Origin of the sequence: Micromonospora sp. MW-13 (assembly GCF_003434305.1) — a bacterium.
GTDB lineage: Bacteria > Actinomycetota > Actinomycetes > Mycobacteriales > Micromonosporaceae > Micromonospora.
On sequence record NZ_QKKX01000083.1, the window covers coordinates 21,501 to 48,228 of the forward strand.

The window sequence follows — 26,728 nt, forward strand, 5'->3', positions numbered from 1 at the left end:
GGTTCCCCCATGAGCGAGCGCAGCGAGCGAAACATCAAGCACGGTCCGGATGAGCCTCGTGACGGTTTCCGAGCGCAGGAAGGAACCGGCACGAGCAATGCCGAAGCTCGGAGGGTCGAGCGCCGTCGCGGTGCCGCGCGCTTTTTCACCCCCCGCCGGATCGCCCGCATCGCCATCCTCGTCGCGCTCAGCGCCGTCGGCGCGTTCATCAAGCTGCCCAGCCCGACCGGCACGGTGGCGCTCGACTCCGCGCCCGCCTTCCTCGCTGGCGCCGCGTTCAGCCCGCTCGAAGGGTCCATCGTCGGGGCGCTCGGGCACCTGCTCTCCGCCCTGACCACCGGCTTCCCGCTCGGCCTCCCCGTCCACCTGCTGGTCGCGGCCGAGATGGCCGTCTTCGTGGCGATCTTCGGCCTGCTGGCCCGCCGGGTGAACATCTGGCTCGCGATCGTCGTCGGCATCGTGCTCAACGGGGTCGGCGGCGCCGCCATCATGATCCCGATCGGCGGCGTCGGGCTCTTCGCCGCGCTCGTGCTGCCGCTCACCGTCGGGTCGGCGATCAACATCCTGGTCGCCGCCGCCGCGACCCGGGCCCTGCGCTCCGCCGGCCTCGCAGAGGAGGGGACCAGATGACCGGCGCGGTACGCGGCGTCCGGCGAGTCCGGGACCTCACCGTACTCGACCTCACCGACGGCTGCCTGGTTGTCGCCTGCGACTCCGTGGGCGGCATCGGCCCGAAGCCGCACGACACGGTGGCCGTACCGGCGTCGACCGTCGCGCACTTCGCCACCCGCGTGCCGTTGTTGGAGGTGCTCTGTGCCGGAGCCACCCCGACGCTCGTGGTCAACACGCTCTGCGTGGAGGCCGACCCGCAGGGCCGGGAGATGATCGGCGCGGTCGTCGCGCTCGCCGCCGAGGTCGGCCTCGACGCCGACCGGGTCACCGGTACGACCGAGGACAACGTTCCCACCGTCGCCACCGGCGTCGGGGTGACCGTCCTCGGCGAGGCGGCTCACGGGGCGTTGCGCCCCGGGGCCTCCCGCCCGGGGGACGTGGTGGTCTGCCTGGGTCTGCCCCGCTCGGCACCCCGGGACCGGGTCGTCCCCGGCCACCCGGACCTGGTCGCCCTCGCCGACCTGCGGGCCCTACTCGCCAGCGGCGTCGTCCACGACGCGCTCCCGGTGGGCTCCAAGGGCCTGGCCTGGGAGGTGCCGCAGCTCGCGGCCAGCGCCGGGCTCACCGTCGACTGGCGGACCGACCATCCCGTACCGGTCGACCGCTCCGCCGGCCCGTCGGCCTGCGTCCTGGTGAGCTGCCGCCCGACTGACCTGACCACGGTCCGTGCCGCCTTCCCCGATGCGCTGCCGGTGAACGTGGTCGCCGACCTGACCGAGGAGGCACCATGACCACCCGGGGACTGACCCGAGCCGCCGGCGGCGAGCCGCGGGGCACCGACGACAAAGACGCCGTGCTGCGCGCCGACGGCGTCAGCTTCCGGTACCGGTCGGCCACCGAGCGCCAGCTCACCGACATCTCCTTCCAGATCCGGCGCGGCGAGCGGGTCGCCGTCATGGGCGCCACCGGGGCCGGGAAGACCACCTTGTTGATGATGTTCAACGGGCTCGTCCCGCACCACCACGACGGTGAGATGCATGGGTACCTGACCGCGGTCGGCCTGGACACCGTCGAACACGACGTGGTCGACCTGGTCCGGCACGTCGGCTTGGTCATGCAGGACCCGGAGTCGCAGATCACCGGCCGGATCGCGCTGGACGACGCGGCGGTCGGCCCGGCAAACCTCGGGCTGCCCCGCGCCGAGGTGCTCGACCGGGCCCGCCGGGCCCTCGACGCGGTCGGCCTCGGCGAGCTGGCCGACCGGGACACCGGGCAGATGTCCGGTGGGCAGCAGCAGCGGCTGGCCATCGCCGGCATCCTGGCCATGGCTCCGGAGATCCTCGTGCTCGACGAACCGACCAGCGAACTGGACCCGGCCGGTACGGCCCAGGTGTTCGCGGTGGTGGAGCAGGTCGCCGCCGACCGGGACCGGACCGTGGTCCTGGTCGAGCACGAGCCGGAACTCGTGGCGCAGTGGGCCGACCGGCTGATCGTCCTGCACGACGGTGCCCTCGTACACGACGGCCCACCGGCGGAGTTCTTCGCCGCCGCGAAGCGGGCCGAGGCGGTGGGGCTGCGACCACCGCACGTGACCACCGTCTGCCACGCGCTCCAGCAGGCCGGCCGGCTGCCCGCCGACCGGACGGCGGTGACCCTGGACGAGGCGGTCGCCATGCTCCAGGACCGGCTGCCGGTCACCGCCCGGGTACGCGCCAGCGCCCGTGCCCCGCAGCCGGCGGTTCCGGCGGACGCGGCCGTCGTGATCGAGGCGACCGGCCTCGGCCACCGCTACCCCTCCGGGGTCCAGGCCCTGTCCGACGTGGACGTCCGGGTCCGGGAGGGCGAGTTCGTCGCCCTGCTCGGCCGTAACGGTGCCGGGAAGACAACCTTCGCCCGGCACCTCAACGGCCTGCTCCGTCCCACCGCCGGCCAGTTGCGGGTGTACGGCAACCCCACCGGCGACCGCTCGGTCAGCGACCTGTCCACCGACGTTGGGTACGTCTTCCAGAATCCGGACCACCAGATCTTCGCCCCGACCGTCCGCGACGAGGTCGCGTTCGGGCTGCGCAACGCGGGCTGGGCGGACGACCGGATCGAGGAGAAGGTACGCGAGGTGCTCGACCTGGTGGGCATGCACGCCCACCTCGACCACCATCCGTTCCGGCTGGGTAAGGGGCAGCGGCAGCGCCTGGCGGTGGCCAGCGTCCTGGCCCTGGAACCCCGGATCCTCATCGTTGACGAGCCGACGACCGGCCAGGACTGGCGCGGCGCGCGGGCGATCATGGATCTGGTCCGCGAGCTGAACCGGGCCGGCCGGACCATCCTGATGGTCACCCACGACATGCCCCTGGTCGCCGAGTACGCACATCGGGCGCTGGTGTTCGACGCCGGGCGCCTCCGCGCCGACCTCCCGGTGGCCGACCTCTTCGCCGACGAGGACCTGCTCGCCGGGACCCAACTCGTCGCACCCCAGGTGACCCGCCTGGCCCGGCGGCTCGGGCTGCCCCCGGTCACCACCGTGGAAGCGTTCGTCGAACTGTGGGAGGAGGCCTGATGTTCCTCGAGTACCGGCCCGGCACGAGCCTTCTTCACCGGATGGACGTCCGCACCAAGCTCCTCGTCTTCGTGGTCGCGGTGGTGTTGACCTTCCAGTTCGCCCACCCGCTGCCCAACGCACTGCTGGCCGTCGGCTCGCTGCTGCTCCTGCCCGCGCTTGGCGTGCCGAGGCGGCAGGTGGGCAAGCTACTGGCGCCCTTGACCCCGGTCGTCGTCCTGATTCTGGTCTTCGCGGCGCTCAGCCGGGGCCCCGGTGACTTCGGCTCATCCTCCTCCGCCCGGGTGCTGGTGCACCTCTGGTTCGGTGACGGCCTGCCGCTGACCGTCGGCGGCCTGGCCCACGGCACCAACCTGGGCCTGCGGATCCTCACCATGGTGTGCCTGACCGCCGCGCTGATCGTCAGTACGCCAGTGGAGCACTTCGTCGCCCTGATGCGCATGGCCCGGCTGCCGTTTCCGGTGGTCTTCATCGTGATGACCGCCCTGCGGTTCGTCCCGACCATGCAGCACCGGGCCAACCAGGTACTCGACGCCCAGCGGGCCCGGGGCGCAAAGATCGACGGTGGGATGATCGGTGCGATTCGCGCCTACACCACCATCATGGTGCCGCTCTTCTCCACCGGCATCCGGATGTCCGAGGAGTTGGCCGCCGCGATGCTGAACCGCGGCTACGGCATCACCCGGCAACCCACCGCGCTGACCATCCTGCGTCCGACTTGGCGTGATCCTGCCATCGCCGTGGTGACCGCCGTGGTGGTCGGCGTGGTCGTCTGGGCCCGGCTGACGGGATGGGGATCGTTGTGACCACTGTAGAACCGATGAATGGAGTACCGACATGACCGACCGAGCGACGCTGGACACCGTGACCACGGCGGATCGGGCACGGGGCTGCCTGGCCGGGGTATCGCTCGGCGACGCCATGGGCATGCCCGGCGAGCTGTGGCCACGCCAGCGGGTCGTGTCGACCTTCGGCTGGATCGACCGTTTCCTCCCCGGCCCGGACGGCCACTTCGTGGTGGACGGCTTCGTCGCCGGCCAGGTTACCGACGACACGCAGCAGACGTACATGCTTGCCGAGGCGATCCTCGCCGCGGGCGGCACTGTGGACACCGCCGTGGTAGCCCGACACCTCGTCGAGTGGGCCGACCGGGTGGGGGCGAGCGAGGGCAATTTCCTCGGCCCCAGTTCGGCCCAGGCGATCCGGCGGCTCCGGGAGGGGGCCGACCCGGCGGAGACCGGCAAGGGCGGGGAGACCAACGGCGCCGCCATGCGGATCGCCCCGGTCGGCCTGCTGCACCGCAGCGACCGACTTGACGCGCTGGTCGACGGGGTGGTGGCCGCCTCGCTGATGTCCCACCACACCAGCGTGGCAATCAGTGGCGCCAGCCTCGTCGCGGGCACCATCAGCGCCGCCGTCGAGGCGCCCGGCTCGGCCGACCGGCCCACCCGGCTGGCCGAGGCGCTGGAGGTCGGGTACGAGGCGGGCCGGCTCGGCGCGACCCGGGGCGAGCAGGTGGTCAGCCCTTCGGTGGTCCGCCGCGCCCGGTGGGCCGCCGACCTGGCGCGGCAACCCGGGGACGACGCCGACTTCCTCGCCGACCTCTACGACCTGGTCGGTGGCGGCGTGGCGACTGCCGAGTCGGTGCCCGCCGCGATTGGTCTGCTGGTCCGCTCGGGCGCGGACCCGTTGCGCTGCGCCGTGCTGGCGGCGAACCTGGGCGGGGACACCGACACCATCGGCGCGATCGCGACCGGGATGGCCGGCGCGGTCAGCGGGCTGTCCGCCATTCCCCGGGACCTGTTCGACCAGCTCCGGGCGGTCAACGGGATCGACCCCGAAAAGCTCGCCGACGCGCTGCTCGACCACCGTCACTGACCCGCCATGGGAGGCGACCCGTAGGCCGGGGGAGGCGACGTCGGGCAACGCTCTCAACGCCCACGGCGGCGGCGGGGGATCGGACGCCGGCGGCGCGGGGTCCCCTCCGCTCGGGGGCCCCTGCCGCCAGGCCCCGGTGGCGCGGCCAGGAACGGTCGGTGGCTAGACGGTGCCCCGGTACGGGGGCATGAAGCGCAGCCGGGGCATCTGGTCGGCGAGCACCCCGCCGTCGACCACCAGGTGGGTGCCGGTGATGTACCGGCCTGCGTCCGAGGCCAGCAGCAGCAGCGCGCCGACGCAGTCGGCCGGTGTGCCGTACCCGCCACGCAGCGGGATGCGCCGCTCCCAGGCCGCCTCGAACGCCTCCCGGTCGAACGGGAACTCCCCGTCGATGCCGGTGGCGATCATGCCGGGGGCGATGGTGTTGGCGGTGATCCCGTGCGGCCCCAGCTCGGCGGCGAGTGACCGGGTGAGCAGTTCCACCGCGCCCTTGGAGGCGTTGTAGTGGGCCAGGCCGGCCTCGGCCACCAGGCCGTTCTTGGAGGAGACGTTGACGATCCGGCCGGCCACCCCGTCGGCGATCATGTGCTCGGCGATCCGCTGGGCGAGGAAGAAGACGGCGTCGACGTTGACCCGCATCAGCTCCCGCCAGCCGGCGACGGTGATCTCGTTGAAGTGCTCCAGCCGGGCCACCCCGGCGTTGTTGACCAGCACGTGCACCGGGCCGTGGGCCCGGCGCAGGTCGTCGACCCATCCGGCGATGGCCTCGGTGTCGGCCAGGTCGAAGGCGTACCGGTGGCAGGCCCGGCCCTGGTCGGTGATGGCGGCGGCGACCGGGCTGAGGTCGACGCCGGGCCGGTCGACGGCCACGACGTCGGCGCCGGCGGCGGCGAGCCCGGTGGCGAAGGCCATCCCGAGCCCGCGCGCGGCGCCGGTCACCACGGCCAGCCGGCCGGTCAGGTCGAACGAGGTCAGGTCGGTGGTCATGCCAGCCCCAGCAGGTCGAGCGACGGGCGGTGGATCAGCCGTTCGACCTCGTCGACGTCGAGCGGGTCGAGGCCGGGAATGCCGGGCACCCGGCCCACTGCGCGCAGCCCCTCGATCGAGGCGTCGACGGTGGTGAACGGGTAGTCGCTGCCGAAGAGCAGCTTGTCCCAGACCCCGTAGTCCTGCGCGAGGCGCAGGCTGTGCCAGAGCTGGAACGGCCGGTAGTGCAGCGCCGAGACGTCCGCGTAGACGTGCCGGTGCTTGCGGATCACCGCGATGCACTCCCCCTCGTACGGGTGGCCGAGGTGGGCGAGCACCATGCGCAGCCCGGGGCGGCGGATGGCCACCTCGTCGAGGTGCACCGGCAGGGCGTAGCGCAGCGGCGCGGCGGAGACGAACGTGGTGCCGGTGTGCACCAGCAGCGGCAGGCCGTGCCGCTCGGCGTACGCGTACAGGTCGTCGTAGGCGGGGTCGGCCGGGTCGAAGCCGGCGTACATCGGCATCAGCTTGATGCCGCGCAGGCCGAGGTCGCGGTGGCCGTGCTCCAGTTCGTCGCGCCAGCCGGGCTGGGTGGGGTCCAGGGCGAGGTAGCCGATCAGCCGGTCCGGCCGGGCGGCCACGTACGCGGCCACCGCGGCGTCGTCGACCCAGAGCCCGGAGCGGCGGGCCTTGCCGCCGACGACGATGGTGCGGGTGTCCGCCGGCGCGGTGGCCGCGTACTGCGACCACCGCACCGTCAGGTCGACCTCGCCGCCGTGCGCCCGGGCCGCCTCGGCGGCGAACGGGTCGCCGACGTGGTCCGGGCAGTCGAACAGGTGCGAGTGCACGTCGATGATCATCGGCGGTCCCGCTTCTCCCACCCCTCGGCGAACATGTTCCAGAAGCCGTGGCTCGGCGGGTGCTCGACGAACACCTCGTCGACCAGGGTGACGCCGAGGCCGGGGGCGGTGGGCAGAGCGATGTGCCCGTCGATCACCGGCAGGGCGCCGCGCACCGCGTCGAAGACGTAGTCCTCCAGCAGGCCGTCGAACGTCTCCAGGATCTTGAAGTTGGGCATTCCGAGGACGGCGTGCACCGAGGCGGTGGTGCACAGCGGCGAGTTGGAGTTGTGTGGGGCGACGACCATGGCGTGTTGGTCGGCGATGGCGGCCAGCTTGCGCACCTCGGTGAACCCGCCGGCCATCGACAGGTCCGGCTGGATGATGTCGACCGCGCCGGTGGCGAACAGCCGGGCGTACTCGTAGCGGTTGTGGAAGTGCTCGCCGCCGGAGATCGGCATACTGGCGCGGGCGCGCAGCTCGGCGTACCGCTCGATGTGGGTCCACGGCAGCGGCTCCTCGAACCAGCCGAGGTCGAACGGCTCCAGCTCCCGGACGAGCCGGGCGGCGGTATGCATGGCGAACCGGGCGTGCCCCTCGACGAACAGCTCCACGTCGGCGCCGACGGCGGCCCGCACGGCGGCGACGATGTCGACGGAGCGGCGCAGCTCGGTGCGGGAGAGTTCGCCCAGGCCGGCCCCGAACGGGTCGAACTTCAGCGCCGAGTACCCCTTGGCGACGGTGGCCACGGCCCGTTCGGCGAACGCAGCGGGCTCCCGGTCGCCGGTGTACCAGCCGTTGGCGTACACCTGGACCCGGTCGCGGCAGGCACCGCCGGTGAGCCGGTACGCGGGCACGCCCAGCGCCTTGCCCATCAGGTCGTAGAGGGCCTGGTCGACGCCGGAGACGACGATCCCGCCGACGTCGCCACCGCGCAGGAAGTCGCCCTGGTACATCCGTAGCCAGATCTCCTCGACGTCGAACGGGTCGGCGCCGATCAGGTGCCGGCCGGCCATCGCCTCGGCGAGCTGGCAGGTCTCCCGCCCCCGGTACGGGTGGGTGATCTCGCCGACGCCGGTCAGCCCGGCGTCGGTGTGCACCCGGACGTAGGAGAAGTCCCGCCAGGCGGTGCCGAGGGTGCGGGTCTCCACCCGGCTGATCCGCCCGGCCGGGCCGACGGGACGCGTCCTGTCGACGGTCAGCATCAGCGCCGTCCTCCCCGGACGGGGGCCGCGCCGCCCATGGTGGCGGTGCCGGCCAGCTCGGTCACCCCGCCGGCGGCGAGGGTGTCCCGCACGGCCGCCCGGGTCGCCTCGACCAGGTGGTCGATGTCGGCGTCGGTGTGGGCGTACGAGATGTGGTTGCGCTTGAGGTTCAGCGGCAGCTCGAAGATGCCGTGCTCGGGCATCCGCCGACGGTAGCCGATGAACATGCCGGCATCGTTGCGCAGCAGGTCGTCGTAGTTGCGCGGGGCGGGTCCGGGCATGAAGTACGTCACGAAGACGGAGCCGTGCCCGGCGACCACGGCGGGGACGCCGAGGTCGGCGAGGGCGTCGGTGATGCCGGCGCGGGTCCGCTCGCCGAGCCGGTAGACGTGCTCGTGCACCGGCTCGGCGCGCAGCTTGCCGAGGGTGGCGATGGCGGCGGCGACCACGGCCGGGTGGCCGTTGTAAGTGCCGGCGAAGAACGCGGGCGCGCCGGGACGGGTGCTGAACAGGTCCATCAGGTCGGCCCGGCCGCCCAGCGCCCCGATCGGGTAGCCGTTGGCGATGGCCTTGCCGAGGGTGGTCAGGTCGGGGGTGACCCCGCTGATCTTCTGCCAGCCGCCGAGGTCGTGCCGGAAACCGGTGATCACCTCGTCGAAGACCAGGACGCTGCCGGCCCGGGTGCACTCGTCGCGCAGGGCCCGGAGGAACTCCTGCTCGGGCAGGACGCAGCCGATGTTGTGCGGCACCGGCTCGACGATGACGGCGGCAATGTCGTCGCCGTGCTCCGCGAAGGCGGCCCGGACGGCGGCGGCGTCGTTGAAGCGCAGCACGAGGGTGGCGTCGAGGACCTCGGGCAGGATGCCGGTGGAGATCGGGTCGACCGTGCCCACCCTGTCCGGGGCGGAGATGACGTTGAGGCTGACCGAGTCGTGCCAGCCGTGGTAGCAGCCCTGGAACTTGACCACCAGGCGCCGGCCGGTGGCGGCGCGGGCGACCCGCAGGGCGTGGAAGGTGGCCTCGCTGCCGGTGCTGGTGAGCAGCACCTTGTCGATGCTGGGGACCAGCTCGGCGAGCGTCTCGGCGAGCTGTACCTCGCCGTCGGTGACGGCCACGCCGCACAGGTCCAGCCGCTTGCCGGCCTCGGTGACGGCGGCGTTGACGTCGGGGTCGTTGTGACCGAGCAGGGGTGGCCCGAAGGCCGCGTGGTAGTCGGTGTACTGGCGTCCGTCGGCGTCCCAGAAGTGCGCGCCGGAGGCCCGGGCGATCACCAGCTCGGTGAGGCCGGGGATGCTGCGCTGCCCGCTGTTGACGCCGCCCGGGATGACCCGGCGCGCCCGCTCGGCGAGGGTGGCACCGGACGGGGCCGATCGTGGATTCACACCTAACTCCTCATCGGTGCGGCGCGGCGACCCAGCCCGGTCGCAGCGCCGCGGTGTTGTCCGCCGCAGGAGGAACTTGCCAAATTTCCGGAACATTGTTCGGCATTGCCAAACGATGTTCGGCATATTAGGCACGCCTGATCGCGGAGGTCAACACGTCGGCGCGCCGAATTCCGAACAGATTTGTTAGGCTGTTCGGTCTTGGCGAACAGATTGCCGGCTCGACCGAAAGAAGGACCATGACCACCACCGAAGACGGGGACACCTCCCGCTACCTGGTGCGCAGCGTCAGCCGCGCGGCCGAGGTGCTGGAGACGCTCTCCACCGCCGACCCCGGCGGGGGGCTGAGCGTCACCGACGTCGCCCGCGCCTGCGGCCTGTCCAAGAGCGCCGCGTTCGCCACCCTGCACACCCTGTGCCACCACGGGCTGGCCGCCGACGACGGCGAGGGGATGAACCGGCGCTACCGGCTCGGGATGGCGCTGGCCCGCCTCGGCGTCCGGGCCCAGGAACAACTCTCGCTGCGCGACATCGCCCGCCCCGTGCTGGGCCAGCTGACCCGCGAGACCGGGCTCAGCTCCCGGCTGGCCGTGCCCGAGGGGTCCCACGCGGTCGTCATCGACCAGGTCAGCAACGGTGAACGGATCCAGATCGAGCTGCGGATGGGCACCCGCGAGCTGCCGCACTGCACCGGGCTGGGCAAGGCCCTGCTGGCCGAGATGACCCCGCTGCAGGTCACCGAGCTGATCGGGCGGGTCGGGCTGCCCCGGCGCACCGACCACACCATCTGCGACCTGGACTCACTGCTGGCCCACCTGGACGACGTCCGCAAGGCCGGCTACGCCCTCGACGACGAGGAGGACGCCGACGGGGTCTTCTGCATCGGCAGCGCCCTGCGCGACCACACCGGCGGTTGTTGCGGCGCCATCAGCGTGACCGGGCTGAAACTGGGTCTGCCCAGCTGGCGGTACCAGGAACTGGGCCGTCAGGTGCGGCAGGCCGCCGAGGGCATCTCCGTGCGGCTCGGCCACATCCCGCCGGAGGTGACCTCTTGACAGCCGGTTCACCTGCTGTTTAACGTTCCCGCCAACGTCACAGCCCAGGCCGTGGCGGGTCGCGGCCCCCGGCCGCGGCCGTCTCGGGCGAACAGCTGACTCCCGTCGCGCCGCAGCCCCGGCGCCGGGCGTTCCGGTCAGCAGCTCCGCCGCCTGCGCGCCTCGCGCGTTTGCCCGACCTTCCCCCCGCCCTGCGACGCCCCGTGGCGCCGGCAGGCCCCCAGCACCGCCGTCCGGCGCCCCGCCGTCCGGCTGGACCGCGAAGGTTGAGGCTCTCCATGGGTCTACTTGGCACGTCCGCGAACCTCCCCCACGACCAGTTACTGCGCGTCAACACGGTCGCCGACCTGGCCGCCCTCACCCCCGCCGCGCTGACGGCCCGCACGCTCGTGCGGGTCGCCGGCTACCGCACCCCCGGCGACGGCGGCGGCAGCCTGCTGCGCTGGGACCCCACCAGCACCGCCGCCGGCAACGGCGGCACCGTGCACGACCCGTACCCGGCCGGGCGCGGCAACCGGCGCGGCCGGTGGCTGGCCGTGCACGACGGGATCGGCGACTTCCGGATGTTCGGCGTCTTCGGCCGCGACACCCCCGCCGACGCCGCGCTCGACGCGATGGTGACCGACCCGGCGATCCACCGCGTCGAGGCCCACACCGACCTGCGCTTCGTCAAGCGGCACACCTTCGGCCGTAGCGACGTCGAGCTGGACTTCGGTGGGCACACCGTGCACACCGACGGCATCGAGCGCAACACCCACGACAACCCGTTCGGCGCGGTGCTCTACTTCCGGGGCGCCACCACCGACACGGTGATCACCCACACCCTCACCGAGACCGTCCCCGAGCTGACCGACGTGTTCCAGGTGCCGGACTCGGGGAGGTTCGCCGTCGGCCAGTGGTGGACCGCCACCAGCAACGCCCTGACCGGCGCCGACGAGCGCGAGCTGCAGAAGATGGTCCAGGTCACCCAGATCGTCGACCGCACGCACATCCGGGTCGGCTACCTCAACGGCTGGGCCCTGGAGCCCGGCCGCACGATCACCTGGCGGCGGGTCGAACCGGTCCGCCGCGCCCACGTACGCAACATGGTCTTCCTCGGCCACGTCGCCTTCACCGGCGAGTACCCCGGCTCCGGGCCGGACGACCGCGAGTACAGCGGCTCCCACCCGGTCGCCTACGAGTACGCGGTGCGCTGCGACGTCTCCGGCATCGACGCCACCGGCACCTGGTGGCCGGTGATCATGCGGCGCTGGTGCACCCACTTCACCACCGCGAACTGCACCCTGAAGAACCCGCCGACCGTCATGTACGGCGGCGCCGGTTACCTCACCCAGCAGATCTACTGCCTGTACGGGCACGTCGTGGACTGCCGCAGCTCCAACGCCCGGCACCTCAACGACCTCACCGCCTCGGCGTACTGCACCGTGGAGAACTGCCACGGCGACGGCGACGACGCCGGGGGCAACCCGTTCACCACCCACGGGCAGTACGAGCACGACCTCGTCTTCACCGGCAACTCCGGCCTGATGGACATCGCCAACAGCGGTGGCCAGTGGGGGATCAGCGCCAAGCGGATCACCGTCCGCCGGCACGTCTGCTCCTGGTTCGTCGCCGGCACCAAGATCACCGATCTGACCCTGGAGGACGTGCGGGTCATCGCCCGCTCGACCTTCGACCCGGCCGGCACGCTCCAGGTCAACGCCGACGGGGCGCAGCTTCGCGGATGCTCGGCGCGGACGCTGAGCATCGCCCAGCGCTCGGCCCGCTCGGGCCGGCCCACGACCATCACCGACTGCGACTTCGACCAGCCCGCCGGCACGGTGGTCGTGCAGACCCCGGTCAGCAACCCGGTGCACTTCGTCCGGACCACCTTCCGCGGCCTGGACGGCGCGATCCTGCGCGGCGCCGGGCCGGTGCACTTCACCGACTGCACGCTGACCGGCACCCCCGGGGCGGCACCCCTGCTGGTCGGGGCGGCCGAGGTGGTGGTGCGCGGCGGCACGCTGACCGACACCGGCATCGAACTGTCGGCCGTGCGCGACCAGCGCCTCGTCGTCGACGGCGGCGCGGTGGTCACCGGCACCAACGCCCGCCGGGCGCTGCTGACCCGGGCCGCCGGCACCGGCGCGGTCCGCGTCGAGCTGGGCGACTACCGCAGCACGGCGGCCGACGCGCAGACCGCGCACGTGCGGCTCGACACCGGGGTCAACCGGTACCGCGCCGCCGGCGCCCGGTTCTCCGGGGGCCGGCTGACGCTCGCCGACGCGGCCTTCGGCGCCGCGTCCACCCTGCTGCACACCGGGTGCGTCGAGGAGGGGGTCGCCCGCGAGTTGCCCGTCGACTCCGCCCGGGTCAGCACCACCGACAACCTCGTTCTCTGACCGCCCGGCCCTGGAAGAGGAGACACCCCCCATGGACCGCTCCGAACCGACCTCCCGCCGCACGCTGCTGCGCGCCTCCGGGCTCGGCGGGCTCGCGCTGGCCGGCACCGCTCTCGCCCTGGCCCCCGGCACCGCCGCGTCCGCCGCCCCCGAGCCAGACACCGCGGCGCAGCCGCTCGCCCCCGGCCGGGACGCGGTGCTGCACGTCGGCACCGTCGCCGCCCTGCTCGGCGTGCCGACCAACACCCTGCGCGCCGGGCAGGTCGTGCACGTCGACGGCTACCACGCCGCCGGCGACGGCGCCGCCCGCATGCTCCGCTGGGACCCGGCCAGCACCGCTCCCGGCAACGGCGGCACCGTGCTCGCCCCCGACGGCGACCGGCCCGGCCGCTGGCTGCACCTGCACGACGGCGTGGTGGAGTTCCGGCACTTCGGCATCTTCGACGCGAGGACCCCCGCCGACGCCGCACTCGACGCGATGGTCGCCGACCCGGCGATCCACCGCATCGAGGCCCACTCCGACCTGCACTTCGTCAAGCGGCACACGTTCACCCGCAGCGACCTGGTGCTGGACTTCGGCGGGCACACCATGTCCACCGACGGCATCGCCGACGCCGGCCGCGACGACCCGTTCGCCGCCGTGCTGTTCTTCCGCGGCAAGGTCACCGACGACGTGCGTACCCACACCCTGACCGAGGTGGTGCAGGAGGGCTGGGACTCGTTCCAGGTCGCCGACTCCGGCGCGTTCACCGTCGGCCAGTGGTACGCCGTGGAGGTCAACCGGCTCGCCGGCGGCTGGGAGCGGGAGCTGCAGAAGCTCGTCCAGGTCACCCAGATCGTCGACGGCACGCACATCCGGGTCAACTACAAGAACGGCTGGGAGCTGGCCGCCGGACGCGTCCTCACCTGGACCCGGGTCGAGCCGGTCAGTCGGGTGCACGTGCGCAACCTGGTCTTCACCGGCAACGGCGCCGACCAGTACACCGGCTCCCACCCGATCGCCTACGAGTACGCGGTGCACTGCGACGTCGCCGACGTCGACGCCACCGGCACCTTCTGGCCGGTGATCATGCGGCGCTGGTGCACGTACTTCCACACCGCCCGGTGCACCCTGACGAACCCGACCTCGGTGACCTGGGGCGGCGCGGGCTACCTCACCCAGCAGATCTACTGCCTGTACGGGCACGTCGAGGACTGCCGGACCTCCAATGCCCGGCACCTCAACGACTGGACCGCCTCGGCGTACGGTTACGTCACCAACTGCCACGGCGACGGCGACGACCAGGGCCCGTTCGTCACCCACGGGCAGTACGAACACGACCTCGTCTACACCGGCAACTCCGGGCTGATGACCTTCGCCAACTCCGGCGCGGCGTGGGGCTCCGCGGCCAAGCGGATCACCGTACGCAAGCACGTCTGCTCCTGGTTCGTGGCCCGGGTGAAGGTCACCGACCTGACCCTGGAGGACGTCCAGGTGATCCGCAAGGCCGGCCTGGCCGGCTCCGGGATGATCTGGGTCAACGCCGACGGCGTGCAGCTCCGCGGCTGCTCGGCCGACGACACATTGATCATTTCCCAGCAGTCCACCCGCTCCGGGCGGCCGAACGTCATCGAGGGCTGCTCCTTCACCCTCGCCACCGCCGGCACGGAGGTGGTGCAGGCCAGCGTCACCACGCCGGTGCACCTGGTCCGCACCACCGTCCGCGGGGTCAACGGGCACGCGTTCAACGGCACCGGCCCGCTGCACCTGACCGACGTGACGCTGCTCGGCGCCCCCGGCGCCGCCCCGGTCACCGTGAAGTCCGCCGACGTGCGCGTCGACGGCGGCACCCTCACCGACACCGGCATCCGCCTTGCCGGGGCCGCCGACCAGCGGATCAGCATCGGCGGCGGGGCCGTGCTCAGCGGGACGAACGCGGCGAGGGCGCTGCTGTCGCGCGCCGGGACCGCCGGTGTCGTGCGGTGGGAGCTGGGCGGCTACCTCAGCTCCACCGCCGACGCCGGCACCGCCCACGTCAGCGTCGACGCCGGCACCAACCGGTACTCGGCCGTCGGCGCCCAGTTCACCGGCGGGAAGCTGCGGCTGGCCGACGGGGGCTTCGGGGCGGGGTCGTACCTGCACCACACCGGGTGCGTCGAGGAGGGCGTGGCCCGGGAACTGCCCGCCGCCTCACCCCGGGTGCGCGACGCCGGGAACCTGACGGTCTGACCACGCAGCGGCGAGAGGAAGCGAGGAACAGGTGGAACAGCAGGACCGGCCGGTGACGGTGGCGCTGGTGGGTGCCGGCAACCGGGGCCAGACGTACGCCCGGTGGGTGGCCGCCAACCCCGGTCGTGCCCGCCTCGTCGCGGTTGCCGACCCCCGCCCCCACCAGCGCGGGCTGATCACCGCCGCCCACCCCGGCGCGGCGGCGTACGCCGACTGGCGCGACCTCCTCGCGGCGGACGTGCCGGCCGACGCGGTCGTCGTGGCCACCCAGGACCGGATGCACGTGCAGCCGGCCGTGGAGTTCGCCAAGGCCGGCCGGCACCTGCTGGTGGAGAAGCCGCTCGCCCCGACCGCCGAGCAGTGCCGCGAGATCGTCGACGCGGTACGCGCCACCGGCGTGCTGTTCGCCGTCTGCCACGTGCTGCGGTACACCCCCTACACCGACCTGGTGAAGCGGGTGGTGGACAGCGGGGTGCTGGGCGAGATCGTCAGCGTCCAGCACCTCGAACCGGTCGGCTGGTGGCACTACGCCCACTCCTACGTGCGGGGGCCGTGGCGGCGGGAGGACCTGGCCACCCCGATGCTGCTGGCCAAGTCCAGCCACGACCTGGACTGGATCGGCTACGTCACCGGCCGGCGCGTCGAGCGGGTGGCCAGCTTCGGCGGCCTGCGCCACTTCCGGCCCGGCCAGGCCCCGGCCGGGGCCGCGCAGCGGTGCCTGGACTGCCCGGCCGAGCCGGGCTGCCCGTACTCGGCGCCGAAGCTGTACCTGCCGGTGCTGCGCGAACACGGGCCGATCTGGCCGGTCAGCGTGGTCACCGACGGCACCGACGAGGCCGCGCTGGTCGAGGCGCTGCGCACCGGCCCGTACGGGCGCTGCGTCTACGCCGGCGACAACGACGTCGTCGACCACCAGGTGGTGGCGATGGAACTGACCGGCGGCGTCACCGCCACCTTCACCATGGCCGCCTTCACCGAACAGACCCACCGCCAGACCCAACTGTTCGGCACCCACGGCTCGCTGTCCGGCGACGGCGAGCGGGTCCGGGTGCACGACTTCCGCACCGACCGGATCGAGACCCTCGACGCCGGCACGGTCGGCGGATCCACCGCCGCCGACGACCACGGCGGCGGCGACACCGGGCTGATGGACGCCTTCGTCCGGGCCGTCGCCACCGGTGACGGCCGGCACATCCGGTCCGGACTGGACGAGACCCTCGCCAGCCACCTCGCGGTCTTCGCCGCCGAGGCGGCCCGGCACACCGGCACGGTCGTCACCGTGCCCGCGCAGTGAACCACTCAGAGAGGAACGGATACATGCGAGTTCGCAGGTTCGCGCCGGTCGCGGTCGCCGCGCTGGCGGCCGGGCTGCTCACCGCGTGCGGCGGCGGGTCCGACGCCGGCGACGACAAGCAGACCGTCACGATGTGGATCTACCCGGTGATCCCCGACGAGGCCACCCACCGGGGCTTCTGGGACAAGCAGGTCACCGCCTTCAAGGCGGACCACCCGAACACCGACGTCAAGGTCGAGATCTTCCCGTGGGCCAAGCGGGAGGAGTCGCTGACCACGGCGATCGCCGGCGGCAAGGGCCCGGACGTGGTCTACCTGATCCCCGACCAGCTCGGCAAGTTCGGCAAGATGATCGAGCCCGTGGACGAGTACCTGCCGGCCGACGCGAAGGCCGACTACCTGGACAACCTCCGCGAGGCCGTCACCCAGGACGGCAAGATGCTCGGCGCGCCGATCCTGACCAGCACCAACCCGCTGATGTGCAACGCCAAGGTGTTCGCCGCCGCCGGGGTGAGCGAGTACCCGAAGACCTGGGCGGACCTGCTCGCCCTCGCACCGACGTTCAAGGCCAAGGGCTTCGACGTGACCAACTACTACGCCGACCCGACCGCCACCCTGAACCAGTCCTTCTACCCGCTGCTGTGGCAGGCCGGCGGGGACGTGTTCGGCACCGACGGCAAGTCGGTGGCGTTCGACGGCCCCGAAGGCGTCCGGGCGCTGACCTTCCTCAAGCAGCTCGCCGACGGCGGTTTCGTGGAGAAGGACCTGCTCACCAGCATCCCCGCGTTCGAGCAGACCAACGTCGCCAAGAACAAGGTCGCCTGCACCTGGCAGCACGTCCCGGCCGACGTGGAGACGTTCTGGGGCAAGGAGAACATCAAGATCTTCCCGCCGCTGTCCGACGTCAAGAGCGTCGGCTACGGCGCGGTGGGCAGCCTGGCGATGCTCAAGGGCAGCAAGGCCAAGAAGGCCGCCGGTGAGTGGATCAGCTTCGCCACCCAGCCGTCGGTGGCCACCGCGTACGACACGGCGGGCGGCTACTTCTCCACCAAGAAGTCCGCCGGCTCGCTCTACGCCCAGGACCCGGTCAACAGCGAGATGGAGAAGACCCTGCCGAGCATGACGGTCGGGTCGCTGAACGAATCCAGCCGCGAGGTGATGGGGGTCCTGGCCCCCGAGATCCAGGCCGCGCTGATCGGCAAGAAGACCCCTGAGCAGGCTCTCGCCGACGCGGCCAAGGCCGCCGACGCGCTGCTCTGACGCACGCCGGCCTGCCGTCGCGACCCGGCGGCGGGCCAGGCACCCCCAGCGCCGGCCCAGGGCCGGTGCCGAACCTGCGAAGAGGATGGCGAGATGGCCGTATCAGCTCAGTTGCCGGCCCGGCGGGCCCGGCGGGTGATCGCCCGGCGCGAGGCGCGATGGGGTCTGCTCTTCGTCCTCCCCGCGTTCCTGCTGTTCCTGGCGTTCCGTTTCGGCCCGGCGATCGCCGGGCTGGTGCTCGGGTTCATGGAGTACACGATCGGCGGCGACGCCGAGTGGACCGGCCTGGACAACGCCCGCCGGCTGGCCGACGACCCGGTGTTCTGGCAGTCGCTGCGGGTCACCGTCGTCTACACCGTGCTGTACGTGCCGCTGACCGTGGCCGCGTCGGTCGGGCTGGCGCTGCTGGTGCGGCGCGGCTTCCGCGGGGTGGGCTTCTTCCGGTCGGTGTTCTTCCTGCCGGTGGTCACCAGCCTGGTGCTGGTCGCCACGATCTTCTCCTGGGTGTTCTCCTCCGCCGGCCCCTGGTCGCGGATCCTCGGCTGGCTCGGCCTGCCCGACGACTCGTGGCTCGCCTCCAGCACGCTGGTGCTGCCGGCGCTCGCGCTGGTCGGGGTCTGGTCGCACTTCGGGTACGGCATGCTGATCGTGCTGGCCCGGCTCCAGGACCTGCCCCGCGAGCAGGAGGAGGCGGCCCTCACCGACGGCGCCGGCCCCTGGCAGCGGTTCCGGTGGATCGTGCTGCCGCAGCTCAAGCCGGTGCTGTTCTTCCTGCTGGTGATCGAGACCACCGCCTCGTTCCAGGTCTTCGATCTGGTGTACGCGATGACCGGCGGCGGCCCGGCCCGGGCCAGCTACACCCTCGTCATGGCCCTGTACGACCAGGGATTCAAGTACTTCGACCTCGGCTACGCCAGCGCGATCGGGGCGGCCCTGTTCGCGATGACGCTGGTCGTCGCCCTGATCCAGCGGCTGGCCCTCGGGAGAGACAAGTGACCACCACGACCACCGCCCCCACGTCCGCGCCCAGCACGCCACCCCCGCCGACGAGGCGGCGGCGGTCGTACCGGGCGTTGCAGCCGGGACCGGGCGGCACCGTGCTGCGCTACGTGCTACTCACCGTGGCCAGCGTGGTCACGCTGTTCCCGTTCTACGCGATGGTGGTGCTGAGCCTCAAGCCCGCCGCCGCCGTCGAGTTCCCCGGCAGCCTGCTGCCCTGGCCGGTGAACCTCGACGCGTACGCGACGGTGCTCGACTCGCGGAGCATCCTGCGCTGGCTGCTGAACACCACCATCTACTCGGTGGTCAGCGTCGTGGCGGTGCTGGCGCTCGCCGCGATGGCCGGGTACGCGTTCGCGAAGAAGCGCTTCCCCGGCCGGGAGACGATGTTCTGGTCGTTCCTGGCGATGGTGATGGTGCCGTACCACGTCACCCTCATCCCCACCTTCATCCTGATTGCGAAGGTCGGCGGGGTGGACACCTACTGGGGGTTGATCCTGCCGACCCTGGCCAACGCGCAGGCGGTGTTCCTGATGCGGCAGTTCATCCAGGGCCTGCCCGACGAGTTGTTCGAGGCGGCGAAGATCGACGGCGCGTCGGAGTGGCGGATGTTCGTGCGGATCGTGCTGCCGCTGTGCAAGCCGATCCTGGCCACCCTCGGCGTGTTCGTCTTCCTGTGGCACTGGAACGACCTGCTCTGGCCGCTGATCATCGGGCAGAGCGGGGACATGCGCACGCTCACCGTCGGCATCGCCTCCCTCCAGCAGGAGCAGGTGCCGCTCAATGTCATGCTCGCCGGCTCGGTCGTCGCGTTCGTGCCGATCTTCGCCGCGTACCTCGTCGGCCAGCGGTACTTCACCGAGGGCGTCACGATGTCCGGAATCAAGGGATGAGTTCAGTGTTCAACAGTGAGTCCGAGTTGGAGGAGCGGCTCGCCCGGCCGTCGGCGGCGCTCGTCGCCGACCTGGCCGGCGGCTCCGGCGACCTGGTGGTGCTCGGCGCCGGGGGCAAGATGGGCCCGTCGCTGTGCCGGCTGGCCCGCCGGGGGCTCGACGCCGCCGGCCGCACCGGCGACCGGGTGTACGCCGTGTCGCGCTGGTCGGACCGGGCGGCGGCCGACGCGCTGGCCGCCGACGGGGTGCAGCCGGTCACGTTCGACCTGCTCGGCGACGCCGACCTGGGCGGGCTGCCCGACGCCAGCGACGTGATCTTCATGGTGGGCGCGAAGTTCGGCACCGCCACCGCCCCGTACCTGGCGTGGGTGGTCAACGCGGTGCTGCCCGCCGCGGTGGCCCGCCGGTACCCGGCCGCCCGGATCGCCGCGTTCTCCACCGGCAACGTCTACCCGATGGTGCCGGTGACCTCCGGCGGCTGCGCGGAGACCGACCCGACCGGCCCGGTCGGCGACTACGCGATGAGCTGCCTCGGCCGCGAGCAGGTCTTCGCGCACGCCGCCGCCACCCGGGGCACCCCGGTCGCGGTGCTGCGGCTCAACTACGCCGTCGACCTGCGCTACGGGGTGCTCGCCGACATCGGGCAGGCGGTGCTGGCCGGCGACCCGGTCGACGTCACCACCGGCCACGTCAACGTGGTGTGGCAGGGCTACGCCAACGAGGTCGCGCTACGGTCGCTGCGGCACGCCTGCGCCGACGTGTGCACGCTGAACCTGACCGGCCCGGAGACCGCCCCGGTGCGCCGGATCGCCGCCCGGTTCGGCGCACGGCTGGGCAGGCCGGTGACGTACGCCGGCACGGAGGCGCCGACCGCGCTGCTCAACGACGCCACCCGCTGCCACGCGCTGTTCGGCTACCCGGACGTGCCGCTGGGCACCCTGGTCGACTGGCAGGCCGACTGGCTGGCCGCCGGCCTGCCCACCTCCGGCAAACCGACGAAGTTCGCCGTCCGCGACGGAAGGTTCTGACCGTGTCCCTGGATCTGCTGCGCGCCGGGACGGTGCTCCCCGCGCACCCGCTCGCGCTGACCGCCGGGCGCCGCCTCGACGAGCGCCGGCAGCGGGCGCTGACCCGCTACTACCTGGCCGCCGGGGCCGGCGGGCTGGCCGTCGGCGTGCACACCACCCAGTTCGCCATCCGCGAGGCCGGGCTGCTGCGGCCGGTGCTCGCCCTGGCCGCCGAGACCGTCGACGCGGAGGCGGGCCGGCCGGTGGTGAAGGTCGCCGGGGCGTGCGGTGACACCGCGCAGGCCGTCGCCGAGGCCGAACTCGCCGCCGGGCTGGGCTACCACGCGGTGCTGCTGTCCCCCGTCGTGCCCGGCACCGACGAGGCGTACCTGCTGGACCGGGCCCGGGCCGTCGGCGAGGTGCTGCCGGTGATCGGCTTCTACCTGCAGCCGGCCATCGGCGGGCCCCGGCTGTCGACGGCGTTCTGGCGGGCGTTCGCCGACCTGCCGTCGGTGGTCGCGGTGAAGCTCGCCCCGTTCGACCGGTACCGCACCCTGGAGGCGGTGCGCGGGATCGCCGCCGCCGACCGGGGCTCCGAGGTGGCTCTGTACACCGGCAACGACGACCACATCGTCGGCGACCTGCTCGGCGAGTTCGCTGGGCGGCGGTTCGCCGGCGGCCTGCTCGGCCAGTGGGCGGTGTGGACCCGCGCGGCCGTCGCGCTGTTCGAGCGGGCCCGGGCGGCCCGGGGCGGCGACGCGGCGGCGCTGGCCGAGCTGACCGACCGGGCGGCGGCCGTCACCGATGCCAACGCGGCGGTCTTCGACGCCGCACACGACTTCCACGGCTGCATCGCCGGGGTGCACGAGGTGCTGCGCCGGCAGGGGCTGCTCGACGGCGTGTGGTGCCTCGACACCAACGAGGGGCTTTCCCCCGGGCAGGCCGCGGAGCTGAGCCGGGTCGCCGCCGCGTACCCGTGGCTGACCGACGACGACTTCGTCGCCGAGCACCGCGATGACTGGCTCCGCTGACCCGGCGCGGCGGCAGGTCGCCGTGGTGTCGGTGCCGCCCGCGCTGCGCGCCCAGTTCTTCCCCGGCCCGGTCGGCGAGCGGCTGGCCGCGACCGTCGACTGCCACCTCGTCGACTCCCACGACGCGCTCACCGGGGGCGCCCTCGCGCCGGTGCTGGCCCGGGCCGAGGTGCTGGTCACCTCCTGGGGTGTGCCCCGGCTCGACGCCGCGCTGCTGGACCGGGCCCCGGCGCTGCGGCTGGTCGCGCACACCGGGGCGACGGTCAAGCCGTTCGTCACCGACGAGGTCTTCGCCCGGGGCGTCGCCGTCACCCAGGCCGGGCAGGGCATGGCCCGGTCGGTGGCCGAGGTCGCCCTCGCCTTCACCCTGGCCCTGCTGCACCGGGTGCCGCGCTTCGACCACGCCCTGCACCTCGGAGTGGACTGGTACGTCGCCGAGCAGGCCCCGCCCCGGCACGAGATCCTCGGTTGCCCGATCGGGGTGGTCGGGGCGTCCCGCACCGGACGGGCGTACCTGGAACTGGTGCGCGCGCTGGGCGCGGAGGTCGCGGTGGCGGACCCGACGCTGACCCCGGCGGACGCCGCCGCCCTCGGCGCCCGCCTGGTGAGCCTGGACGAGCTGCTGGCCGGCAGCCGGATCGTCGCGCTGCACGCCCCGACGCTGCCGGAGACCCGGCACCTGATCGGCGCCCGGGAGCTGGCCCTGCTACCCGACGGGGCGGGGCTGGTGAACACCGCCCGGTCCTGGCTGGTGGACGAGGCGGCGCTGGTGGCCGAGCTGGCCACCCGCCGCATCGACGCGGCGCTGGACGTGTTCGACGACGAGCCGCTGCCCGAGCGGCACCCGCTGCGTGGGCTGCCGAACGCGCTGCTCACCCCGCACCAGGCCGCCGCGACGGTGCAGGGTCGCCGCAGGCAGGGCGAGATCGTCGTCGACGAGATCGCCCGGTACGCCGCAGGGCGGCCCCTCGCCCACGCGGTGACCCCGGACCTGCTCGCCCGGATGGGCTGACCGGGGCCGGGACGAGTAGCGAACGAGGAAGGAACATCATGCGTTTCATGCGGATCGGGCCGGTCGGTGCCGAGCGGCCGGTGCTCGTCGACGGCGACGCGCACTACGACCTGAGCGGCGTCACCGCCGACATCGACGGGGCGTTCCTCGCCGCCGACCCGGTCGGTCGGGTCCGGGCCGCCGGGGCGCTGCCCCGCGTCGACGTTACCGGCCAGCGGGTCGGCGCCCCGATCGCCCGCCCCGGCGCGGTGCTGTGCATCGGGCAGAACTACGCCGCGCACGCCCGGGAGTCGGGCGTCGCCCCGCCCGCCCAGCCGATCCTGTTCCACAAGTCCCCGAACACGGTCGTCGGCCCGTACGACGACGTGCTGATCCCGCGCGGGTCGGTGAAGACGGACTGGGAGGTGGAGCTGGCCGTGGTGATCGGGGCGCGGGTGCGCTACCTCGACTCCCCGGCCGACGCGCTCGCCCACGTCGCCGGGTACGCGGTCAGCAACGACGTCACCGAGCGGGAATGGCAGTTCGCCGACCCGGGCGGGCAGTGGGCCAGGGGCAAGTCCTGCGAGACGTTCAACCCGCTCGGCCCGTGCCTGGTCACCGCCGACGAGGTGGCCGACCCGCAGGCGCTGCGGCTGCGCTCCCGGGTCAACGGCCAGCCGCGCCAGGACTCCGGCACCGCGGACATGATCTTCGAGGTGGCGTACCTGATCTGGCACCTGTCCCAGTTCACCGTCCTGGAGCCCGGGGACGTGCTGAACACCGGCACCCCGCAGGGGGTGGCGCTGTCCGGCCGGTTCCCGTACCTGTCCGCCGGGGATGTCGTCGAGGTCGAGATCGGCGGGCTCGGCCGGCAGCGCACTGTGCTGTCCCCGGCGTGACCGGCGAGGCCGGCGGCGGGGCCCGTCCCGGACGCGGTGGCGGCCCGGGCGGCGACGCCGCGTACCGGCCGGCCGGGCCGACGGACGGGCCGGCGCTGCACGCCCTGTGGGACACCGCGTTCGGCGAGCCGCACGTCCCGGCGCTGTGGGACGGCGACCCCGGTCGCCTCGCGCGCACGTTCGTCGCGGTGGCGGCCGGCACCGTCCTCGCCTCCGTCTACTATCTGCCCCGGCGGGTGCGCGACGGTGCCGGCGGCGTCGACCTGGTCGGCGGGCTGGCCAACGTGGCCACCCTGCCGGCGGCCCGGGGCCGGGGGCACGTGCGGCGGCTGCTGGAGCTGGCCCTCGCCGCGATGGACGCCGACGGCTGCGCCTGGTCGCTGCTGTTCACCGGCACCCCAGCCGTGTACGCCGGCAGCGGCTTCCGCACCTTCGCGCTGCGGTACCCGGTCGGGCGCCCGGCCCGGCCGGCTGCGCCGCCCCCGGGCTGGGCGGTGACCCCGGGGTCACCGGCCGACTGGCCAGCGCTGGCCGGCGTCCACGACGCGTTCGACGCCGACCGGCCGTTGAGCACCGTCCGCGCCGCCGACGACTGGGCCCGCCGGGTGCCGGTCTGGTACGCCCCGCCCGCCCGGCTGCTGCTCGCCCGCCGCGCGGACCCGCCGCCGGGCGGCGCGGACCGGGACCTCGCCCGCCTCGACGGCGCGGCGGCCGGCGCGGACCGCGGCGCCGGCGAGGTCGACGGGTACCTGGTAACGCGCCGCGACGCCGACCGGGTCCGGGTGCTGGAGGTCGCCGTCCGGCCCGGCGCCGAGGACGCCCTGGCCGCCCTGTTCGCCACCGTCGCCCGCGACGCCGACGCGGCGGGCCTCACCCGCTGCGAGGCCCGGCTGCCCGCCGACCCGGCGATCACCCGGGCGCTGCCATGGCTGCTGCGCGACCCGGAGTTCGCCACCGACGACACCGGGATGGTCCGCCCGGTGCGCGCCGACCCGCAGCGGCTGGCCCGGGTCACCGCCGCGCCCGGCGCGTTCCACTGGCCGGGTGACTACCTGTGAGCCGGGCCAAGCAGATCACCCCGCCGGTGGCGGGGCACGGCGAAGGGCCCGTGTGGTGCCCGGCCGACGGCCGGCTGCGCTGGGTCGACATGTTGGCCGGGGACCTGCTCGCGTACGACCCGGCGACCGGGTTGGTCACCCGCCGGCACGTCGCGCCGGTGCTCGCCGCGCTGCGCCCCCGCGCGGGCGGCGGCCTCGTGGCCGCCGTCGAGAGGGGCTTCGCGCTGCTCACCGACGACGCGGTGCAGCCGCTGCCGGAGCTGTGGTCCGACCCGACGGTACGGATGAACGACGGCGGCTGCGACCCGCTGGGCCGGTTCTGGTGCGGCTCGATGGCGTACGACGCGGCTCCCGGACGGGCGGCGGTCTACCGGCTGGACCCGGACGGCGCGGTTCACACCGTCCTCACCGGCGTGACGGTCTCCAACGGGCTGGCCTGGAACCGGGCGGGCGACACCGCCTACTACGTCGACTCGGCCACCGGCCGGATCGACGCGTTCGCGTACGACCCGGCCACCGGTGAGCTGGGGGACCGGCGGCCGGTGGTGAGCGTGCCGGCGCGGCGCGGCGTCCCCGACGGGCTCTGCGTCGACACCGAGGGCGGGATCTGGGTGGCGCTGTGGGACGGCGGCGCGGTGCACCGGTACGCCCCCGACGGTGCGCTCACCGCCGTGGTGGAACTGCCCGTGGCCCGCCCGACGGCGTGCACCTTCGGCGGCCCCGGGTACGCCGACCTGTACGTCACCACCTCCCGGGAGGGCCTGCCGCCGGGTGACCGCGCCCCGGCCGGGGCGCTGTTCCGCGTCCGGCCCGGGGTCGCCGGGTTCCCCGGGTACGAGTTCGCCGGCTGACGGGTGACGGTGTACGGCGAACCCGGCCGGTGCCAGCGGCGCGATGCGCGCGCAGCCGACCGCTCCCGCCGGGGAGGCGGTCACCGCCGTCGTCCTGGCCGGCTGTGGGTTCTCAGCCAAGGTGATCCGGGGCAGTGCGCTGACCAGCAGCGGATCAGATTCGGTGAAAAGCGCTACGGTGTCTTCTTCTCACCGAAACTGATCTCTTTTGCTGGCGCCGGTTGGTCTGTGGGCGGACAGGCGGTCGACAACGCCTGTCAGTGCTGCGAGGTATGACGCCATAACCGCATCGACGGGTAGCCTGAAACGTAGCGTCCACGAGGGCTTCGAGAGCGGGGGTGACGATGGACTTCCCCACGCTGCTGAGATCCGCCTTTGGCCTGTTGATACCCGCTGCACTGCTACTGGCGGCGTTATGGGCGTTTGGTGCGATCCGGCGCAGGCTTACCGCGAGGCGGAACCGACAGACCAGGGGCGGTGGACTCGACTGAGCCCACCGCCCCTGGATCCGTCAACGCTGGGCGTCGATCAGCCCCTGACGTGTGACAACAGCTGCGTCAGTGGTGATGAGTAGCCCGACATCCGACCAGATTACGAGCGGTACGTAGCCCAAGGCTTCGGCGAGCTTGTTGATCCAGGCGAGGCAATCCTCGATCGATTGCGTCGAGACGCCTAGATCAGTGGCGATCGTGTGGGTGGCAACCGGCTGGCCAGCCCGCTCGGCGAGATAGCGCACGAGGCCCTGGCCGTTGCTGTCGATCTTGCGGAGCAAGGCGCGAGCGTCGAACGCGACGTCGGGCCTGCCCGTGATCCACTCACGGGTCGGGTCGTTGGCGGGGTTCTCGTCGATCATCACCACTCCAGGGCTACCCATGCCTCCACGGCGGTGGCCGCTGCCGGCGGTCAGGCGGCGCAGGTGTCGGTCGCGCGACCGATGTAGGCATCATCCGAGTTGTAGTAGGCGGTCACCCACAACATGAAGGTACCGCTGAGCAGACTTGCATGGTCACCGGTCGGAGTGCTCCATGATCCGCTCGACGACGCGTAGGGCCAGTTCTCGGTGGTCTTCCACCACTGGCCGTTGATGAACAGGTCGCGGTAGATGTGCAACTGCCTGTTGGGTTGGGCGTCCACGCCCCACCCCTTGTCCTGAACGTACCTCGTCGGAAGGATGTGGCAGGCGATGTCGGCGTAGACGATGGGGGCGAGTGCCTGTGGCTGGCTTGCCTTGGCCATGGCGAGTCTCGCAAGGGCTCCGCGCTCGTCCGTCCGGAAGAGATCGGGCGACAGCGAGGAAGCTGCCGACACTTCGCTGGGCCGAGCTGCGGCTGGTGAGGCTGCCTTGGCCAAGAGGGTGGCGACGAT

At 73.0% G+C, this 26,728-nt stretch carries 24 protein-coding genes; 18 read left to right on the plus strand and 6 right to left on the minus strand.

Features of this window, described 5'->3' with window-relative positions:
• Positions 1 to 9 precede the first annotated feature (9 nt).
• From C5N14_RS29690 to C5N14_RS29710, 5 genes are read left to right on the plus strand one after another with little or no spacing between them, the layout of a single operon-like run.
• The gene (locus C5N14_RS29690) at positions 10 to 630 is read left to right on the plus strand and encodes an ECF transporter S component (RefSeq protein ID WP_117672950.1); all 621 of its coding nucleotides are present in this window, start codon (positions 10 to 12) and stop codon (positions 628 to 630) included.
• A complete protein-coding gene (locus tag C5N14_RS29695; RefSeq protein WP_117672952.1) occupies positions 627 to 1,403 on the plus strand; it encodes a transcriptional regulator in 777 nt (258 codons plus the stop codon). Before C5N14_RS29690 ends, C5N14_RS29695 begins: the two co-directional genes overlap by 4 nt.
• Positions 1,400 to 3,166, plus strand: coding sequence for an ABC transporter ATP-binding protein (locus C5N14_RS29700; protein WP_117672954.1), 1,767 nt, complete (start codon positions 1,400 to 1,402; stop codon positions 3,164 to 3,166). Before C5N14_RS29695 ends, C5N14_RS29700 begins: the two co-directional genes overlap by 4 nt.
• Entirely contained in the window at positions 3,166 to 3,972 is an 807-nt protein-coding gene (locus tag C5N14_RS29705) for an energy-coupling factor transporter transmembrane protein EcfT (RefSeq protein ID WP_117672955.1), read from the plus strand. The genes C5N14_RS29700 and C5N14_RS29705 overlap by 1 nt, the downstream gene beginning before the upstream one ends.
• 31 nt (positions 3,973 to 4,003) lie before the next feature.
• Entirely contained in the window at positions 4,004 to 5,044 is a 1,041-nt protein-coding gene (locus tag C5N14_RS29710; protein WP_117672957.1) for an ADP-ribosylglycohydrolase family protein, read from the plus strand.
• 162 nt (positions 5,045 to 5,206) lie between these two features.
• On the opposite strand, the gene C5N14_RS29715 is transcribed toward C5N14_RS29710, so the two are convergent.
• Genes C5N14_RS29715 through C5N14_RS29730 form a run of 4 tightly spaced genes read right to left on the minus strand, consistent with a single transcriptional unit; the run spans position 5,207 to position 9,436 of the window.
• On the minus strand, positions 5,207 to 6,031 hold the full coding sequence (locus C5N14_RS29715; RefSeq protein ID WP_207892932.1) for an SDR family NAD(P)-dependent oxidoreductase: 825 nt from the start codon (positions 6,029 to 6,031) through the stop codon (positions 5,207 to 5,209).
• Positions 6,028 to 6,870, minus strand: coding sequence for an amidohydrolase family protein (locus tag C5N14_RS29720; RefSeq protein WP_117672958.1), 843 nt, complete (start codon positions 6,868 to 6,870; stop codon positions 6,028 to 6,030). The genes C5N14_RS29715 and C5N14_RS29720 overlap by 4 nt, the downstream gene beginning before the upstream one ends.
• A complete protein-coding gene (locus C5N14_RS29725; RefSeq protein WP_117672960.1) occupies positions 6,867 to 8,054 on the minus strand; it encodes a mandelate racemase/muconate lactonizing enzyme family protein in 1,188 nt (395 codons plus the stop codon). The genes C5N14_RS29720 and C5N14_RS29725 overlap by 4 nt, the downstream gene beginning before the upstream one ends.
• Positions 8,054 to 9,436 (minus strand): aspartate aminotransferase family protein, encoded by a 1,383-nt coding sequence (locus C5N14_RS29730; RefSeq protein WP_207892933.1) that lies wholly within the window; start codon positions 9,434 to 9,436, stop codon positions 8,054 to 8,056. The genes C5N14_RS29725 and C5N14_RS29730 overlap by 1 nt, the downstream gene beginning before the upstream one ends.
• A gap of 239 nt (positions 9,437 to 9,675) precedes the next feature.
• Between C5N14_RS29730 and C5N14_RS29735 the strand changes: the two genes are divergently transcribed.
• From C5N14_RS29735 to C5N14_RS29795, 13 genes are all read left to right on the plus strand, one after another.
• Entirely contained in the window at positions 9,676 to 10,491 is an 816-nt protein-coding gene (locus C5N14_RS29735) for an IclR family transcriptional regulator (protein ID WP_117672964.1), read from the plus strand.
• Positions 10,492 to 10,769: 278 nt separating this feature from the next.
• The gene (locus C5N14_RS29740; RefSeq protein WP_207892934.1) at positions 10,770 to 12,872 is read left to right on the plus strand and encodes a hypothetical protein; all 2,103 of its coding nucleotides are present in this window, start codon (positions 10,770 to 10,772) and stop codon (positions 12,870 to 12,872) included.
• A gap of 31 nt (positions 12,873 to 12,903) precedes the next feature.
• A complete protein-coding gene (locus C5N14_RS29745) occupies positions 12,904 to 15,081 on the plus strand; it encodes a hypothetical protein (protein ID WP_207892935.1) in 2,178 nt (725 codons plus the stop codon).
• A 31-nt stretch (positions 15,082 to 15,112) separates the two neighbouring features.
• The gene (locus tag C5N14_RS29750) at positions 15,113 to 16,375 is read left to right on the plus strand and encodes a Gfo/Idh/MocA family protein (protein WP_243640219.1); all 1,263 of its coding nucleotides are present in this window, start codon (positions 15,113 to 15,115) and stop codon (positions 16,373 to 16,375) included.
• Positions 16,376 to 16,398: 23 nt separating this feature from the next.
• Entirely contained in the window at positions 16,399 to 17,634 is a 1,236-nt protein-coding gene (locus C5N14_RS29755) for an ABC transporter substrate-binding protein (RefSeq protein WP_117672965.1), read from the plus strand.
• A 93-nt stretch (positions 17,635 to 17,727) separates the two neighbouring features.
• Positions 17,728 to 18,630 (plus strand): carbohydrate ABC transporter permease, encoded by a 903-nt coding sequence (locus C5N14_RS29760; protein WP_117672966.1) that lies wholly within the window; start codon positions 17,728 to 17,730, stop codon positions 18,628 to 18,630.
• The gene (locus C5N14_RS29765) at positions 18,627 to 19,526 is read left to right on the plus strand and encodes a carbohydrate ABC transporter permease (protein WP_117672967.1); all 900 of its coding nucleotides are present in this window, start codon (positions 18,627 to 18,629) and stop codon (positions 19,524 to 19,526) included. Before C5N14_RS29760 ends, C5N14_RS29765 begins: the two co-directional genes overlap by 4 nt.
• A gap of 5 nt (positions 19,527 to 19,531) precedes the next feature.
• Positions 19,532 to 20,554: an NAD(P)-dependent oxidoreductase gene (locus C5N14_RS29770; RefSeq protein WP_207892936.1), complete on the plus strand. Its 1,023-nt coding sequence runs from the start codon at positions 19,532 to 19,534 to the stop codon at positions 20,552 to 20,554.
• Between the two features lie 2 nt (positions 20,555 to 20,556).
• Complete coding sequence (locus C5N14_RS29775; protein WP_207892937.1) at positions 20,557 to 21,564, plus strand: dihydrodipicolinate synthase family protein; 1,008 nt, start codon at positions 20,557 to 20,559, stop codon at positions 21,562 to 21,564.
• Positions 21,548 to 22,576, plus strand: coding sequence for a hydroxyacid dehydrogenase (locus C5N14_RS29780; protein WP_117672969.1), 1,029 nt, complete (start codon positions 21,548 to 21,550; stop codon positions 22,574 to 22,576). Before C5N14_RS29775 ends, C5N14_RS29780 begins: the two co-directional genes overlap by 17 nt.
• A 38-nt stretch (positions 22,577 to 22,614) precedes the next feature.
• On the plus strand, positions 22,615 to 23,454 hold the full coding sequence (locus tag C5N14_RS29785; RefSeq protein WP_117672970.1) for a fumarylacetoacetate hydrolase family protein: 840 nt from the start codon (positions 22,615 to 22,617) through the stop codon (positions 23,452 to 23,454).
• On the plus strand, positions 23,451 to 24,512 hold the full coding sequence (locus C5N14_RS29790; RefSeq protein WP_117672971.1) for a GNAT family N-acetyltransferase: 1,062 nt from the start codon (positions 23,451 to 23,453) through the stop codon (positions 24,510 to 24,512). Before C5N14_RS29785 ends, C5N14_RS29790 begins: the two co-directional genes overlap by 4 nt.
• Positions 24,509 to 25,363, plus strand: coding sequence for an SMP-30/gluconolactonase/LRE family protein (locus tag C5N14_RS29795; RefSeq protein WP_117672972.1), 855 nt, complete (start codon positions 24,509 to 24,511; stop codon positions 25,361 to 25,363). The genes C5N14_RS29790 and C5N14_RS29795 overlap by 4 nt, the downstream gene beginning before the upstream one ends.
• Positions 25,364 to 25,874: 511 nt before the next feature.
• Here the strand turns inward: C5N14_RS29795 and C5N14_RS29800 are convergent.
• Together C5N14_RS29800 and C5N14_RS29805 are read right to left on the minus strand one after the other, a co-directional pair.
• Positions 25,875 to 26,216 (minus strand): hypothetical protein, encoded by a 342-nt coding sequence (locus C5N14_RS29800; protein ID WP_128763698.1) that lies wholly within the window; start codon positions 26,214 to 26,216, stop codon positions 25,875 to 25,877.
• 50 nt (positions 26,217 to 26,266) lie between these two features.
• A partial coding sequence (locus C5N14_RS29805; RefSeq protein ID WP_207892938.1) for a hypothetical protein occupies positions 26,267 to 26,728 on the minus strand: 462 nt, incomplete at its 5' end.